9 protein-coding genes are annotated in these 16,371 nt (G+C 69.9%); 1 reads left to right on the plus strand and 8 read right to left on the minus strand.

Annotated features, from left to right (window positions below; all coding sequences use genetic code 11):
• Positions 1 to 33: 33 nt before the first annotated feature.
• From P3102_RS15590 to P3102_RS15625, 8 genes are all read right to left on the minus strand, one after another.
• Positions 34 to 1,059, minus strand: a complete 1,026-nt coding sequence (locus P3102_RS15590; protein WP_276370024.1) for a carboxymuconolactone decarboxylase family protein — start codon at positions 1,057 to 1,059, stop codon at positions 34 to 36.
• Between the two features lie 2 nt (positions 1,060 to 1,061).
• Entirely contained in the window at positions 1,062 to 2,714 is a 1,653-nt protein-coding gene (locus P3102_RS15595; protein ID WP_276370025.1) for a GMC family oxidoreductase, read from the minus strand.
• Complete coding sequence (locus P3102_RS15600; RefSeq protein ID WP_276370027.1) at positions 2,711 to 3,277, minus strand: DUF5987 family protein; 567 nt, start codon at positions 3,275 to 3,277, stop codon at positions 2,711 to 2,713. The genes P3102_RS15595 and P3102_RS15600 overlap by 4 nt, the downstream gene beginning before the upstream one ends.
• Positions 3,278 to 3,316: 39 nt before the next feature.
• Positions 3,317 to 4,678 (minus strand): cytochrome P450, encoded by a 1,362-nt coding sequence (locus P3102_RS15605; RefSeq protein ID WP_276370028.1) that lies wholly within the window; start codon positions 4,676 to 4,678, stop codon positions 3,317 to 3,319.
• Complete coding sequence (locus tag P3102_RS15610; protein ID WP_276370030.1) at positions 4,675 to 5,748, minus strand: enediyne biosynthesis protein; 1,074 nt, start codon at positions 5,746 to 5,748, stop codon at positions 4,675 to 4,677. Before P3102_RS15610 ends, P3102_RS15605 begins: the two co-directional genes overlap by 4 nt.
• Before the next feature lie 10 nt (positions 5,749 to 5,758).
• Entirely contained in the window at positions 5,759 to 7,732 is a 1,974-nt protein-coding gene (locus P3102_RS15615) for a CRTAC1 family protein (RefSeq protein ID WP_276370031.1), read from the minus strand.
• 3 nt (positions 7,733 to 7,735) lie between these two features.
• Positions 7,736 to 8,701 (minus strand): DUF1702 family protein, encoded by a 966-nt coding sequence (locus P3102_RS15620; RefSeq protein WP_276370033.1) that lies wholly within the window; start codon positions 8,699 to 8,701, stop codon positions 7,736 to 7,738.
• 110 nt (positions 8,702 to 8,811) lie between these two features.
• Positions 8,812 to 9,816, minus strand: coding sequence for a DUF1702 family protein (locus P3102_RS15625; RefSeq protein WP_276370034.1), 1,005 nt, complete (start codon positions 9,814 to 9,816; stop codon positions 8,812 to 8,814).
• Between the two features lie 755 nt (positions 9,817 to 10,571).
• Here P3102_RS15625 and P3102_RS15630 point away from each other — a divergent pair.
• A complete protein-coding gene (locus P3102_RS15630; RefSeq protein WP_276370035.1) occupies positions 10,572 to 16,370 on the plus strand; it encodes a type I polyketide synthase in 5,799 nt (1,932 codons plus the stop codon).
• The last annotated feature ends 1 nt before the right edge of the window (position 16,371 follow it).

The raw sequence follows: 16,371 nt of genomic DNA on the forward strand, positions 1-16,371 counted from the left end.
GCCGATCCCGCCGGGGCCGTTCGTTCGCCGGGCTCACGTCGTGGGCACGAGCCACGACCCGGTCCGGCGGGCGGCGGTGAAGCTCGCCCACGACGTCAGTTCCAGCAGGGAGCGGCCGTCCCCGCCACCCACCAGGTAAGCCCGGACGAGCTCGTCGCCGACCTGATGGGGGGAGAGCGCGGTCAGCAGGGCAAGGAGCCCCGCCGTCCGGTCGCCACTGTCCAGACCGGACGTCCGCTCCGTCGCCCACGCCCGGCCGAGACCCGGCGGTTCACCGTCCCACTGCCCGGTCAGGTCGAGCACGAGTGCCCGGACCCGGCCGGGGACCGAGCGCTCCCCGGCGGTTTCGTACGCCCGGGCCGCACGGGCGTAGGCGGACGAGATCGTGGTGTTGCCCGCCGCCCACCCCAGGTCGCCGGGCAACTCGGCTTCGGGCAGTAGGGCGAGCGAAGCACCTGGCTGGACGGTGACGCTCGCCGCGGTCCCCATCATCGTGCCGAGCAGCTTCAGCGCGCCGGCGCGGGCGATGCCCGGCACCCCCGGCGGGAGCGGGCTGTCCCGCAGGAACAGGGTCGCCATCCGGTTGATGTACTGGAAGGCGACCGCGGTCCCCGCGTACTCCGCGAGCGCGGCCGCCGGGAACGGCGCGGGCCGTGAGGCCGCGCCGTCCCGCGTCGCCACGGCGCGCGCCCAGTCCTCGAGCGAAGCCGGCTCCCTGGCGCCGTCGGGCGCCAGGCCCGCCAGCGTCGCTTGGTGCACGCTGACGCAGTAGGGACATTCGTTGCCCGCCGACACGGCGGCGGCCACGGTCTCCTTGCCCGCCCGGCTCGCCACTCCGTCCGCGACGAGTACCTCGCGCAGCAGGATCCAGGTCGCCGCGAGCAGGTCCGGGGCGGGGGAGTGCAGTGAGACGGGCGGGGCGATCAGGCCGAAGTCGCGTTCGCACTGGGCGTAGATCGTCCGCACCCGGCCCGTGGCGGCACCGGGGCGCACGGCGTCGAGATGCCGGATGTGGGCGATGGATCGCCGTCCGGCGATCTTCAGCGGCGTGCCCGCCATCGCTAACGCACCGCCAGATCCGACACCAGCGGCAGCGTGCCGCGGCGGCCCGCGATCTCACCGAGGGGCGAGGGCGCGCCGTACTTCACCGAGACGCCGCGATCCTTCGCGGCTTGGACGATCCCGGGCATGGCGCGTTCGGCGAGTGCCGCGATGGTCAGCGCGGGATTGACCGTCAGCGCGCCGGGCACCGCCGAGCCGTCGGTGACGAAGATACCGGGGTGCCCGCGCAACTCGTGCCGGTCGTCCAGCGCCGACGTGGCGGGGTCGTCGCCGATCCGGCAGGAAGCCAGTGGGTGCACGGTGTACGCGCCGACGACGTCGTTGGTCCACGGCATGACCTTGGCCAGCCCGTCGCGTTCCATCACCGCCTTGACGGCCGCGTCCGAGATCTCCCAGCCGTGCCGGGTGTTCGCGGTCGGCTCGTAGCTGATCGTGCCGCGGCCGAGCATCTGCTGCGAGATCCGGTGGGCGTTACCGGTCGGTGGTGGCGGGCCGAACACGCCTTCGTTGTCGTCCTCGCTCATGGTGAACGTGGTCAGCCACGACTGCCACTTGCCGACGATCTCCTTCTTCTCCCGCCCGAACCAGCTCGGCGCGGCCGCGCCGGGGACCTGAGCCAGGATCGTGCCGAACCCCGGCGGGAAGTACAGCTGTTCCAACGAGAACCGCGAATACTCGGGCAGGCTGGCGTCGAGGTCGTCCCAGCTGGCCACACACGGGCCCTTGCCGATCTGGTTGGCTTCGTAGGCCCGGCCGTCGCCCCGGTCGAGGCCGAACAGCTCACGGGCCCTGTCCTCGTCGACGATCGCGGTGTTGAGCCGTTCCCCGTTGCCGGAGAAGTAGCGGCCGACCGCGTCCGGCATTCCGCCGAGCGCGGCGGCGGACCGTTGCAGGATCACCGGCGTCGCGCCCGCGCCCGCCGCCATGATCACGATCTTGGCGTCGATGACGCCCTCGTCGTGGAGGATCCGGTAGTCCTCCGCGTCGACGGTCGAATAGTGCACCCGGTAGCCGCGGTCGGTGCGCGAGAGCCGCTGTACCTCGTGCAGGGGCCGGATCTCGGCACCGCACGCGACCGCGGCGGGCAGGTAGTTGAGCAGCAGCGAGCGTTTGGCGTCGAACCGGCAGCCGGACATCATCCAGTTGCAGTTGGTGCAGCGGTCGACGTCGATGGCGACGGGTACCGGATTGGCCGTGCGGCCCGAGTGGTTGCACGCGGCGGCGAACAAGCCACCGGCGTAGGTCACCTGGTTCCAGTCCGACATGGACACCGGCAGGGCCTCCGACACGCGGTCGTACCACGGCTCGAGGGTGTCGCGGGAGATCGACGACGGCCACATGCGGCGCCCGATCGAGCCTTGGCGGTCGAAGACGAACTTCGGCGCGCGGGGCATGGCCGCGAAATAGACGACGCTGCCGCCGCCGACACAGTTGCCGCCCAGCAGGCTCATTCCGTCACCGACGACGAAGTCGAAGATCCGGGTATAGGAAGAGCCGAGCAGGAAGTCGTGCTCGAACTCCTCGCTGCGCACCCACGGCCCGCGTTCGAGCATGACGACCTTGGCGCCGCCGGCGGCCAGGTGGTAGGCGGCGACGGCGCCGCCGAAACCCGTGCCGATCACGAGGACGTCGGTGGATTCCGTGCTGTTCACGCGGGGCTCCCCGAGGCAGTGGTGTGCGGGTGGAGTTCGGCGAACTTCCGCCGGTAGGAGTACGCGGGAAAGCGCCAGAGGCCGTCGGCGTCCGGAGGCGCGAACCCGGTGGCGGCCAGTCCCGGATGCCCGGCGGCGAGCGCGTCCACGGTGTGCATGTGCGCGGCCGTGTCGAAGGCCATGTTGCTGAAGAGGGCCAACCCGACCCATGCCTCCTTCTCGGGGTGCCCCGGCGCGAGCAGTTCGCCGACCAGCTCGGTCCGGTCGTCGAAGGAAAGCGCGACGAACGGGGGGATCCCGGAGTCCAAAGTGGTCCCGAGTCTCGCGGCACGGGCCGTCGCGTGTCCATTGAGGACGGTGGTCAACCCGTCCAGCAGGTCGACCAGGCCGGCCGCGGGCGTCTCCAGGAGTTCGATCGCACCCGCCGCCACGGCGCCCTGCCCGGTGGACGCGCCCGCGATCGCCCGGTCGTCCGGCGAGCGCTTCTCCCCGGGGATGATGGTGTCCGCGAACGCTTCGAGCGTCATCGTCCGCCTGCGGCGTTCGGCGTTGTCTGGTGGCATGACTCTGTCTCCTTCTTGGCGGATGTCGGGATGCCGGGATCAGGCGCGGCGGACCGACATCGGGAGCCGGTCGCGGATGCGCAGGGAGAGCATCGCTTCCGGAACGACGCGATAACCGGGGGTTTTGACCAGCTTGAGCGCGCGGGTGACACTCGCGATGACGAAGACCGCTTCGAGCATGCCCAGGCTGTTTCCGACGCAGAACCGCGGACCGGCGCCGAACGGGATGTAGGCGTACCGCGGCCGGTCGGTCGGGTTCGCCGGATCGAACCGGTCCGGGTCGAACTCCGACGGCGCGTCCCAGAACGCCGGATGGCGGTGCAGCGTGTACGGACTGACGATCACGTCGGCGCCGGCGGGCACGGCGTAGCCACCGATCACGTCGGCCTCCTGCGCGATCCTGGGCAGCAGCCACACCGGCGGGTAGAGGCGCATGACCTCTTCCACCACCGCCGCGGTGTAGGTCAACCGGTGCAGGTCCGCGTGGACCGGCGGCCGGTCACCCAGTACGTCGACCGCTTCGGCGTGCAGCCGCTCCCACACTTCAGGATGGCGGTCGAGCAGGGCGAACGCCCAGCCCAGTGTGCTCGCCGTCGTCTCGTGTCCCGCCAGCAGCAAGGTGATCAGCTCGTCGCGCGCCCGCCGACCGGCGGCCAGGGGGTCGTCGTCTTCGGCGGCGGAGGCGATCAGCCGGGTCAGGACGTCGTCGGCGTCCGGGACCGGGCTCTGCCGACGTTCCGCCAGCAGTCTGTCGGCGACTCCGCGCAGGTTGGCACGGGCCGCGCGGAACCGGCGCTGCTTGGCCAGTGGCAGCCAGGACGGCACCAGGTTCATCGTCACGGCTTCGAACATCGCCTGGTCCTGCACGGCTTCGAACGAATGCCCCACCGCGTCGAAGCGGCCGAGGTCGGCGTCCAGCAGGGTCCGGCCGAGTACCCCGAGGGTCAGCCGGGTCATCTCCTGCAGAACGTCGACGGGCTCGCCGTGTTCGTGTTCGCTGAGCCTGGCCACCAGTTTCCCGGCCTCGTCGGCGACGATGTCCGCCTGCCGGGCGATGCGCTTGTGCTGGAAGACCGGTTGGATGGTCTTGCGCTGCTTGCGCCACAGGTCGCCTTCGCTGGTCAGCAGGCCGTCACCGAGTGCCCGTCGTGATTCCGCCAGACCGATGCCCTTGTGGTAGTTCGCGCTGTTGTCCGCGAGCACGTGCTTGGCGTAGTCCGGGTGGTTGAACAGGTACATCGCCTTCGGCCCGATGGCGATCCGCACGGCGTCACCGTGCCGCTGCGCCGCCGACGTCATCAGTCCGAGCCGGTCGGTGAACAGCATCCTCAGCAGGTTGAGCGTGGCCCGGCGCGGTGGGCCTGGGGGTACCTCGCGCCGGACCACGAGCCGGGTGGTCATGTGCGCACAGCCGCGGAGTCGTCCTTCGGCCGCGCACCGGGGTATCCGTTGCCGTTGCTGCTGCCGTTGCCGTTGCCGTTGCCGGGCAGGGTCACGGTCTCGCCCTCTCCCGCTTCACGCAGGTCCGCTTCTCGCTGGGCCCTGGCCTTGTCGACGAAGTACAGCGACCAGAAGAACAAACCGCGGATCAGGCACACCGCCGCCGTGGCGAAGAAGAGACCGTAGGCCACGTGGGCGACCATGAAGAAGCCGTAGAGCAGGGCGATGCCGGAGCCGAACGCCACCTGCGACGCCGGTTTGGCGGGAGTGGTGCCCGGGTCGGTGACCATGTAGTTGGTGAAGAGGACGAAGGCGACCCCGGTCATCATGCCGAGCGCCGCCGGGATGGAGGTGTCGAACAGCCACCCCCGCACGATCGCCTGCAGGGCGAACGTGGCCAACCAGGCCCCGATCAGCCACATCCGGCCGGTCAGCTTCGCGTTGAGGATGGTCCCGGAGATCAGGATGATCGCCACGATCAGCCAGCCGATCCAGGTGTCCACGTTCTCGGTGAAGTGGTAGGGCGGGGCGATGCTCGCCCACGGGAACAGCAACAGGATGACGCAGATCCCGAGATTCGACGGGTTCATGTAGTGCCGCAGCCGACCGCGTACCGGCGCCCGCAGGATCCATTTCGCGCTGACCGCGACCACGACACCGAACACCATCACCTCGATGTGGTCGTTGACGTAGGTCAGCATGTTGAGTGCGAGGCCGGTGATATGGGCGGGGAACAGGAATTCCATCATTCCCTTGGCGCCCCCGCCGGCGAAGCGGGCCGCCCGCCCCTCCATCCTCGCACCGACCAGCTCCAGGATGATTTCGGTGGCGTAGGCGGTGGCCAGCGCGACCAGCGGCCACGACCAGGGTTGTTCGAAACCCAGCACGGTGTAGCCGAGGATGTTGAAGATCGTGATCGAGATGGCGAATCGGCGCAGGGCCGTGATCACCTTGGGATCGTGCCGCGGAGCGGTGTTCTTGCCGTTCTGGACGCCGTCCTTCGGCTGGGCGTCGATCGCGTGCTCGGTCATGTCGGTCACCTCATTTCTTCAGGGGTTCGGCTTGCCCGCCGAGCCGCAGGTCGTGCCAGCCCGCGTTCAGGGAGAGGTCCTGCTGCCGCACCTGACCGGTGCGGTCGCGCCATTGCAGATGGACCTGTACCGGTCCGGACACCTCTTCGCCGAGGCCGATGTGCAGCTCGTGGCTGCGTTTGCCGGAGTGACCGCTGCCGCCGTCCACCCGGCCGATGAGCTTGCGCCCGTCCGCGGTGGTGACGGTCGCCTCGGCGCCGATCACCGGCGAGCCGGTGGCGGCGGAAGGCCCGGCCGAGGACGGTGCGTCGTGGGAAAGCCGCAAGCCGAGGAAGGAGCCCGTGTCCGGACTGTCGTTGTGGTAGAACACCGGCGCTTCCCACTGCCGGGCGACGGCGAGGTCGAGGCGGCCGTCACCGTCGGCGTCGCCGGTGGCGATACCCCGGGTCGGCACCGGTACGGCCAGCCCGAGCTTCGGCGCGAGGTCGGTGTAGCGGCCATCGGAACCCTTGACGAAGAAGTGCAGCGTCTGGTCGCCGGCGAGGTCGTCGCCCGCCTTGAGATTGGGCCACCACAGCGGATTGTCGAGCAGTCCGTCGTTCGCCGTCGCGAGTTCCTGAAGCTGCGGCCAGCGGTTGACCGCGCCCTTGACGAAGCCGGTGGCCTGTGCGATCACCGGGTCACCGCTGTTGTCGAAGTCGGCGATCTTGACGTCCCAGCCCCAGCCGGACCAGGCGGTCCCCGCTTCCGTGCTGCGGTCGGCGTAGGGCGCCACGCCCTTGCTCATCTCGGCCCGCATCCCGGCGTGGTCCTTGGCGTCGGCCAGGAAATGGAAGTTGCTTTCCTGGATGCCGAACGTGGTGGTGATGTTGCTGACGAACGCGTCGTTGAGGCCGTCGTGATTCAGGTCGCCGAAGTCCACGCCCATGCCCTTGAACGAGTCGTTGCCGAGCCGTTTGGACTTGGGCACCCCTGGGGTGTGCGCCCCGATCACGTCGGTGAAGGCGAACTGGCCGGGCTTGGACTGGTTGTACAGCAAATGATCCGGACCGAAGTCGTTTCCGACGTAGAGTTCCGGCAACAGATCGCCGTCGAGGTCGGTCGCGCTGGCCGCGAGCGACCAGCCGGTGTTCGCCAGCCCTGGCAGCGCGTTGTCGAAGCTCTTGAAAGTGGCGCTCGGCCGGTCGCCGCCGCTCGCCCCGGTCCAGCGGAACAGGTACTTGCCGCCGCTGTTGTGGGCGTGTGACATCGAGTGGTTCATCTCGACCCCGGTGCGCACGCGGTCGTCGAGCACCGGACCGTCGGGGAAGTAGTTGCCGATGAAGATGTCCTGGTGCCCGTCACCGTCGAAGTCGCCGACCGTGGCGGCGTTGGTGTTCCACAGTGGACCCGTGTAACGCCCGGCGTCGGAGTTGTCGCCGGGCACCAGTTCGGTTGCCTGGTAGGTGGAGGCGTCGAGCCGGGTGGCGGTGGGCTCGGTGAGGTAGAGGATCGGCGTGCGGCCCCAGTAGTAGGCCAGCAGGTCCATCCGGCCGTCCTCGTCGAAGTCGCCGGGCACGCAGCCCATGGGCGCCATGATGTCGCTCGTCGGCAGCGGTGCCGGGTCCAGTGCGAACGGGGCGTAGCGGTCGCTGCCCGCGCCCGGCGTCGGGGTGATCACGATCTGGTCGCTGCGTGGGTCGACCAGGCACAGATCGTTGGCGCGGCGGTCACCGTCGAGGTCGTTCATCGCGACCGCCGCGCCGACCGAGGAGATCCACGCGCGAATGTGCTCGTAGTCCTTATTCACCTTGCGGATGCTCTGGTGCTTGGCCGCGGCGGGCAGCGCGATCGTCATCGGGGTGAACGCGTACTTGCTCGCCATGCGGTCCTGATCGGCGGAGGCGGCGACCGGGAGGCGCACCAGCAGGTATCCGATCACCAGCAGCACCACCGCGAGGATGCCGGGTAGCTGCTTGCGCAGCGGGCCGAACGTCGTGGTCATCGGTCAACACCTTCCGAGAGAGACGAATTGGTCGGCTGTCTGCCGGCGCCAGATCTCGTAGGCGGCGACTCCGGCCTGCGGCTCGGCCGAGCCCGGGCGGGCGCGGACGGTGAGTTCGGCGGCCTCGTGCGGGCTCATGCCGCAGAGGATCTCGGTGGCGACGCCGGTGTGCGGGACCACCAGTCCCGCCCGAACGCGTGCTTCGGCGGCGAAGGCGCTGGCCTGCGCGACGAGTGGCCAGTGCTCGCCAGACCGCTTTCGCAGCAGTTGGAGTTCTTCCCTGTCCACGCCGCCCGCGTAGGTGGCCGCGAGGGCCGCTCCGCTGTAGAGGTCTTCGTGCCGCCGTGGCGCGAACCCTTCGATCTGGGTGCAGACCCGTTCGGCGTCCGTGCCGCAGACGAACCACAAAGCCCGCCCGATGCCCTGGTCGAGTACCCGGTCGGCATATGAGGCCGGTTCGTCCGGCCAGGAGAACGCACTGTCGACGAACTGTTCCCCGACGTACTTGGCGGTGTGGAAGTAGGCCTGGTGGAACCCGTAGCCGTCGAGGAGGAGCCAGCGAAGCAACGGGTCGTACGCGGTGATGTCGGGCCAGAGGAACCGGGGGAGCCTCGCCAGCGCCCACCCCACGCCGATGTAGGCCATGTAGACGTGTTGTGAGCTTCGGGCGGCCAGCGCGTCGCGGACCCGGCGTCCGCTGGTCAGGGGCAACGCGTCCATGACGGCGAAGCCCATCGCCGCGCCTTCGTAGGCGAAGCCGCGGAAGCGTGACGGCACCTGTTCCAGTTCGGCCTCCGCCTCGGCGACCGTACGAGCCTCCGCGGCGAATCCGTACCCGGTGAGGAATGTTCTTCCCACGGTTTCCAGCAAGTCCTTGCTTGCCGTTGTCTTCACGTGGAACCCGCGTGTTTCGACCTGCGTCGCCTTGACACCGGGTGTCAGGATCTGTCGCCTGAGTGCTCTCAACATGGCGGCCAATGGCTTCTCCGCTCGTGGGCTGGGGTGCGTTTCGTTTTCGGGCAGCACGCCGACTCCGGTGCTGCGGGCACCGGATCGGCGTCACCGGGTTTTCGCGTTTTCTACGTTCTGGATCGGGACGGCTTTTCCCGTGGCGTGGCCGGTTCCGCGAACCTGTCACGGATCCCGCGGCGCCAGAGTTCGTAGGCGGGCAGGCCGTTTTCGCCGGTGGTGACAGCGGTGGCGGCCGCCACTTCGAGCAGTTCGCCGGGACCGCGGCCGGTCAAGGCCTTGGCGGCGACTTCGGTGTGCGGCGGGCTGTATCCCGCCAGCGTGCGAGCACTCACCGCGAAGACCGAACCGACCGCCACCGACGCCGCATGGACACCGGAGGCTCTTCTCAGTGTGGTCAATCCGGGTTCGTCGCACCCGCCGGCGAAAGTGGCGGCCAGGCCCACCCCCGACCAGAGATCGGCGTGGCGTGGTTCGGGAAACCCGGTGACGGCGGCGGCCACCGCGGCCGGGGCACCACCGTGCATGAACCACAGCGCCCGGCCGAGACCCTGGTCCACCGCGCGGGTGAAGTAGTCCGGCGTCCCCTGCCAGGGATAGGGCTTGGGTACCTCCTGGCGATCCACCCAGCGCTTCTTGTCGAAGTAGGCGAGATCGAACCCGTAACCGTCGACCGCCAGCCAGCTCATGGCCGGGTGGAACAGCGAGTCGTCCAGTGACGGCAGCACCTTCTTCCACAGCATCCTCGGCAGTCTCGCCATGGCGAAACCGATCCCGATGTAGGCGAGCAGAAGATGCGGTGCCCCCGGCCCCCGGAGCAGGTCGCGGGTGCGGTGCCCGCCGCCCATCGCGTCGAGCACGGTGAACGCCATGGTGGCGCCCTCGTAGGCGAAGCCACGCATTTCCGGTTCGATCAACTCGAGTTTGCGTTCGAGTTCCCACAGGCTTCGCGTGTCCATACCCCATTCGAATCCGCAGACGACCGCCTGTGGTATCGCTTCCAGTCTGCGGACGGCGTCGGAATCCGCCACGTCGAAACCGCGGGTGGCGAAGGAGACTTCACCGAGCGCGGGGGTCAGGACGAGTCTGCGCAGTGAACCTGATGTGGTGGGCATGGTTCCTCCTGATAAGCGATCGTGGCTCAAGCGGTCGGCCACGTCATCTCAAGCCATGCCCGCTTCTTCGTTTTGATTCAATTGTCAGGAGTGTGTGTCACGGACATGAACATGCCGTGCCATAAGGTGTTCCAGGAGAGAGTGGAACCGAGAGAAATGTCCCTCGAGTTTCGACGCGGCCGCCCCACTTCGCGCAGCCGATTGGGCCATGTTACCGACTTCCGCATTTGTTTCGAATGGTCGTCGCGAACAAGGGCAGACGTGAAGTCGTCGAGCAGGCGAACGGCCCAGCGGGGTCGCTTTCGGTGCACGTCGACTGATCGGGCACTCCACCGAACGGAATGCCGTTGCGACGATCGGGTGGCGTCGCCCGAGAAGCGGGTAGGCAGCGCGTCCTTGCGTGACGTCCCTCACTCGTCCGAGGAGATCGATCCGAAGGGGTCCAAAGCGGTTGCCGATCATGTCATGGCGGGTTCCGTGATTGATTCGATGACATTGTCGTGTCTTGTCCGTCGTTTCGGTGGGCACGGCTGAAGGCGGAGGTTTCGCCCGCCTGGGGCAGACTGTGGGAATCAAGGGTGCACGCCGCCGGTGAGTGTCGATCCGCCGTCGCCGCGTGCCGAATGGAATTCTCCGTACCGAGTAAGGGGATCCATGTTCTGCGTTCCATCGCGATTAACCGAAAGGCGGCCGACCGGATCGATGGCGGTGGAACCGGCCGGTCAACGGGCAATCACCGTGGAGGTGGTGAAAGCGTGAGCAGCACCAGGATCGCGATCGTCGGTATCGGGCTGTGCTACCCGGACGCGGGCTCGCCCCGCGAACTCTGGGAGAACGTGCTGGCAGGACGCCGAGCCTTCCGGCGGTTGCCGGACGAGCGGATGAACCACGCGGACTACTACTCACCGGACCCGGCGGCGCCGGACCGGTTCTATTCGGCGAAAGCCGCCGTGCTGCGCGACTTCGAGTTCGACCGGGCACGCTACAAGGTGTCCGGTGGAACCTACCGCGCGACGGATCTGACCCACTGGCTCGCACTGCACGTCGCCTCGCAGGCGCTGGCCGACGCGGGTTACGCCGACGGTGAAGGGCTTCCGCTGCGGTCGACGGGCGTCGTTCTCGGCAACAGCCTCACCGGGGAGTTCTCCCGCGCCAACATCATGCGACTCCGCTGGCCGTATGTCCGCCGGACGCTCGCGGCGGCCCTGGCCGAGAAGGGATGGACCCCGGAGGAGTCGGGCGAGTTCCTCCGCGAGTTCGAAACCCGCTACAAGGAACCGTTTCCGCCGATCAACGAGGACTCCCTGGCCGGAGGTCTGGCGAACACCATCGCCGGCCGGATCTGCAACCACTTCGATCTGCGCGGCGGCGGCTACACGGTCGACGGCGCGTGCTCGTCCTCACTGCTGTCCGTCGCCACGGCGGCGAAGGCGCTGGAGGATGGTGACCTCGACGTCGTGCTGGCCGGTGGGGTAGACCTGTCCATCGACCCCTTCGAGGTGATCGGGTTCGCCAAGACCGGTGCGCTCGCCAAGGGCGAGATGAAGGTCTATTCCAAGGACTCCAACGGTTTCTGGCCGGGGGAGGGGTCGGGACAGCTGGTGCTGATGCGCGAGTCCGACGCCATCGGGCAAGGGAAGCGGATCTACGCCACGATCACCGGCTGGGGTGTCTCCTCCGACGGCAAAGGCGGGATCACCCGGCCCGAGGCGGACGGCCACCGGCTCGCGCTTACCCGCGCCTACCGCCGGGCCGGCTACGGCTTGGAGTCGGTCTCCTACTTCGAGGGGCACGGCACCGGGACCGCTCTCGGCGACGCCACGGAGATCGACGCGCTGTCTTCGGCACGCCGGGACGCGGGGCCGTCGGCCCGCCCGGCCGCGCTCAGCACCGTGAAGGGCAACCTCGGGCACACCAAGGCCGCCGCCGGGGTCGCCGGGCTGATCAAGGCATCCCTCGCGGTGTACCACCAGGTCATCCCGCCGGGTACCGGGTTCGGCGAACCGCATCCGAAGCTGCTCGACGATTCGGCCGCGCTGTACCTGCCGCACAGCCCCGAACTGTGGCCCACGAGCGAGCCGGTACGGGCCGGGGTCTCGGCGATGGGCTTCGGCGGGATCAACACCCACATCGCGGTCGAGGAGCCGCGTGGTGTCACGCGCCGCGCCGTGCTGGACGGCTGGACCGCGAACGCCGCGGCCGGACGCCAGGACGCCGAGGTCTGGCTGTTCGACGCGGCCGGCACCGCGGAACTGCGAGAGCGGATCGCGAGGGCCGCCGCGGTGGCGGGCAAACTCGCGTTCGCCGAACTGGCCGACGTCGCCGCCGTGCTGGCCGGTGAGCTCACCGGGGCCGCCGTCCGCGCCGCCGTGGTGGCGGCGAACCCCGAAGAAGCGGAGAAGCGCCTCACCGGTCTGCTCGACCGGATCGACGCGGGGGCGGACACCGTCTTCGAACCGGGCGAAGGAACCTTCCTCGGACAGCCGGCCCGCACACCGGCGATCGCGTTCCTGTTCCCGGGGCAAGGTTCGGGCAAGGGCACCGCCGGTGCTCTCCGGCGGCGCTTCGAAGAGGCCGACGAACCCTTCGTGACGGCGGGATTGTCCGGGAACGGCGACCAGGTGGCGACGCAGGTCGCCCAGCCGAGGATCGTGGCGGGAGCGGTCGGCGCACTGCAGGTGTTGCGGCGCCTCGGAATCGAGGGTGTGGTCGCGGCGGGGCACAGCCTCGGCGAACTGAGCGCGCTGCATTGGGGCGGCGCGTTGGACACCGCGCAGGTGCTGCGGCTGGCCGCGGTGCGCGGTGAAGTCATGGCCGCGGCCGGCCGCGGTGGCGGCACGATGGCGGGTCTCGCGACTGGTCCGGAGGACGCCGCACGGCTTGCCGAAGGCGAGGACGTCGTCATCGCCGGGTTCAACGGGCCCTCCCAGACCGTGCTGTCCGGCGCGGTCGCGGCGATCGAGCGGGTGTGCGCCCGAGCGGCCGCGGCCGGGGTCACGGCCACCCGGATCGCGGTCTCCCACGCGTTCCACTCACCGCTCGTCGCGCCCGCGGCCGAGGCGATGACCGAGCGTCTCGCCGAGTTCGACTTCGCGCCGTTGACCGGCCGGGTGATCTCCACCGTGACCGGCACCGCCCTCGCCGCGGGAACCGACCTGCGGGCGCTGCTGCGCGAGCAGGTCCTGGCCCCGGTGCGGTTCCACCAGGCGGCCGCCGAGGCCGCGGGGCAGGCCGACCTGGTGCTCGAACTGGGACCCGGCCGGGTACTGGGCGGCCTGCTGGCCGAGATCGCGCCGGGCAAACCGGTGCTGTCCCTCGACACGGACAACCCGTCACTCGTCCCGCTGCTGCGGATCGTCGCGGCGGCGTTCACCGCGGGCGCGCCGGTGAACACCGAGGCGCTCTTCGAGGGCCGGGTCGTCCGGCCGTTCCCGCTCGACGGCGGGTTCACCTTCCTGGCCAGCCCCTGCGAGGAGGCCCCGGAGAGCTCGATCGGGCAGAGCATGCTCCCGGAAGCCGTGTCCGCCGAGCCGATCGTCCCGGCGACCGACACCGGCGGGTCGACGCTCGACCTGCTGTGCAAACTGGTGGCCGACCGGCTGGAACTCCCGCCCGACGTCGTCGGCCCGGACACCCATCCGCTCGACGACCTGCATCTGAGCTCGATCACGGTCGGCCAGCTGATCAACGACGTGACCAGGGAGCTGGGCCGTCCGGCGCTGGCGGCGACGACGAACTTCGCCACGGTCAGCATCGGTGAGCTCGCGAAGATGATCGACGAGCTGGCCTCGACCGCGCAGGCGGACGAGGCGCCGGACAACGCGGAGCCGCCCGGTGTCGCGACCTGGGTGCGAGCCTTCTCGGTCGGCGAAGTCGCCGAACCCGTCCCCGCGGCCGATGGCGCGACGAGCGCCGGCCCCGGCTCCTGGTCCGTGCACACGGTGGCGGGTCATCCTCTCGCCGAACCCGTGCGCAGGGCGCTCGAGGCCGCGGCCGTCGGCGAGGGGGTGCTGCTGTGCCTGCCGCCCGAGTGCGACGAGTCGCATTCGGGACTGTTCCTGGAAGCGGCACGAGCGGCGCTGGCCGCGCCCGCCGGCAGCCGGTTCGCGGTGGTCCAGCACGGGCTGGGCGCGGACGGGCTGGCCAGGACGCTGTTCCTGGAGTCGGGCGCCACGCCCACGACCGTGATCACCTTCGACGACCCGGCGATCCCGGCCGAAACGGCGGCGGTGCTGGTGGCCACCGAGGTCACCGCGACCACGGAATACACCGCGGCTCGCTACGCGGCGGACGGCACCAGGACGGTACCGGCGCTCACCGCGACGCTGCCGGATCGGGCCGGACCGTCCCCTTTGGACGCCACCGACGTGGTGCTGGCGACCGGGGGCGGCAAGGGCATCACCGCGGAGTGCGCGCTGGCCATCGCACTGGACAGCGGCGCGAAGCTGGCCCTGTTCGGCAGGGCGGCGGTGCACCAGGACCCCGAGCTCGCCGCGAACCTGTCCAGAATGGACGCCGCGGGAGTCGAGTACCAGTACGAACAGGTCGACGTCACCTCGGCGGAGGAGGTCGAGGCCGGGGTGGCCCGGATCCAAGCGGGCCTGGGTGCCGTCACGGCGGTTCTGCACGGTGCCGGGCGCAACCTGCCCGCCGCGATCGGCTCGTTGACGCCGGAGGAGTTCAGCGCGACCTTGGCGCCGAAGGTCTCGGGGCTGCGGAACGTGCTGGCCGCGGTCGACCGGGACCGGCTCAAGCTGCTGCTGACTTTCGGCAGCATCATCGGCCGTGCCGGTCTGCGCGGGGAAGCGCACTACGCCACGGCCAACGACTGGATGTCCGAGCTGACCGTACGGTTCCAGCGGGAGCATCCACGGGCCAGGGCACTCGCGCTCGAGTGGTCGGTGTGGTCCGGCGCGGGCATGGGGGAGCGGCTGGGCGTGGTGGAGGCGCTGATGCGTGACGGGATCACGCCGATCTCGACCGAAGAGGGAATCGCCGTGCTGCGCCAGGCGCTCGGCGACCCGTCGGCAGGACCGGTGCTGGTGGTCTCGGGCAGGCTCGGCGGGCAGCCGACGCTGAACCTGTCCCGCCCCGAACTCCCGCTGCGCCGGTTCACCGACCGGGTTCTCGTGCACTACCCGGATGTCGAGCTCGTCACCGAAGCCGACCTCAGCGTGGGCAGCGACCCGTACCTCGCCGATCATCTGCTCGACGGCGACTACTTGTTCCCGGCGGTGCTGGGCATGGAGGCGATGGCCCAGGTCGGCGGTGCGGCTGCCGGGCACCAGGGCTCGCCCCTGCTCGAAAACGCCGAGTTCCTGCGTCCGATCGTCGTACGCCCCGGCGGTGTCACGACCGTCCGGTTCGCGGCACTCGTACGGGACGCCTCGACGGTGGACGTGGTCATCCGCAGTGCCGAGACGGGCTTCAGCGCCGACCACTTCCGGGCCACCCTGCGCTATCCGCGCCCCCGGCTGGTGGCGGCGGTCGACGGAGCCGAACCTGCGCTGCCGCTGGTCCCGGTGGAACCGGTCAGCGACCTCTACGGCGGCGTGCTGTTCCAGGGCAAGCGGTTCCAACGGCTGCGGGCCTACCGGCGCGTCGGAGCGCGGCGTGCCGTCGCCGAAGTCTCGACGAGTCCGACGTCGGCGTGGTTCGCGCCGTTCCTGCCGCAGGAACTCGTCCTGGCCGATCCGGGTACCCGGGACACGATGATGCACGCGTTGCAGTGCTGCGTCCCCGACGCCACGTTGCTGCCCGAACGCGTCGACCGGCTCCATCTGTCCGAAGTGGAGGAACAGAACACGGCGTACGTCGTGCTCGACGCGCGTGAGCGGTCGCAGGACGGGGACAGCTACCTCTATGACATCGACGTCCGCGACCAGACCGGGATCCTGGTCGAACGCTGGGAAGGTCTCAGGCTCAGGGCGGTCCGCAAACGCGACGGCGCCGGCCCGTGGGTGCCGTCGCTGCTGGGGCCGTATCTCGAACGCTCCCTCGAAGACGTGCTCGGGGGCGGGCGCACGGTGGTGGTCGAACCCGAGCCGGTCCGGACGGACGCGGGTCCGCCCGTCGAGCGGCGGGCGCAGACGAAGCTCGCCGTGAGCCGGGCGCTGGGCCGCTCCGTCCAGGTGCGGTACCGGCCTGATGGGCGCCCCGAGACCGAAGGCGCGGTCATCTCTGCTTCGCACACCGCCGGGCTGACCCTGGCGGTGGCGGGCGAAGGACGGCTGGGTTGCGACATCGAAACGGTCCGGCCCCGCACCGAAGCCGATTGGGCGGGCTTGCTGGGGCCGGACGGCATCGCGGTCCGCGACCTGCTGAGCGCCGTGTCGGCGGACGACGCGGCGGTGGCGGGCACCCGCGTCTGGAGCGCGCTCGAGTGCGTGCGCAAAGCGGGTTCGGCCAGTCAGGCGCTGACGGTGGACCGGGTGCTGCCCCGGGGCTGGACGGTGCTTTCCGCCGGTGACACCCGCATCGCCACCTGGGTGACGACGATCTCCGGGGTGGGCGAGCCGGTGGTGTTCGCCGTGCTGGTGGGAAAGGAGTGGTGAC

The sequence above is a fragment of the Amycolatopsis sp. QT-25 genome (genome assembly GCF_029369745.1).
Classification (GTDB): Bacteria; Actinomycetota; Actinomycetes; order Mycobacteriales; family Pseudonocardiaceae; genus Amycolatopsis.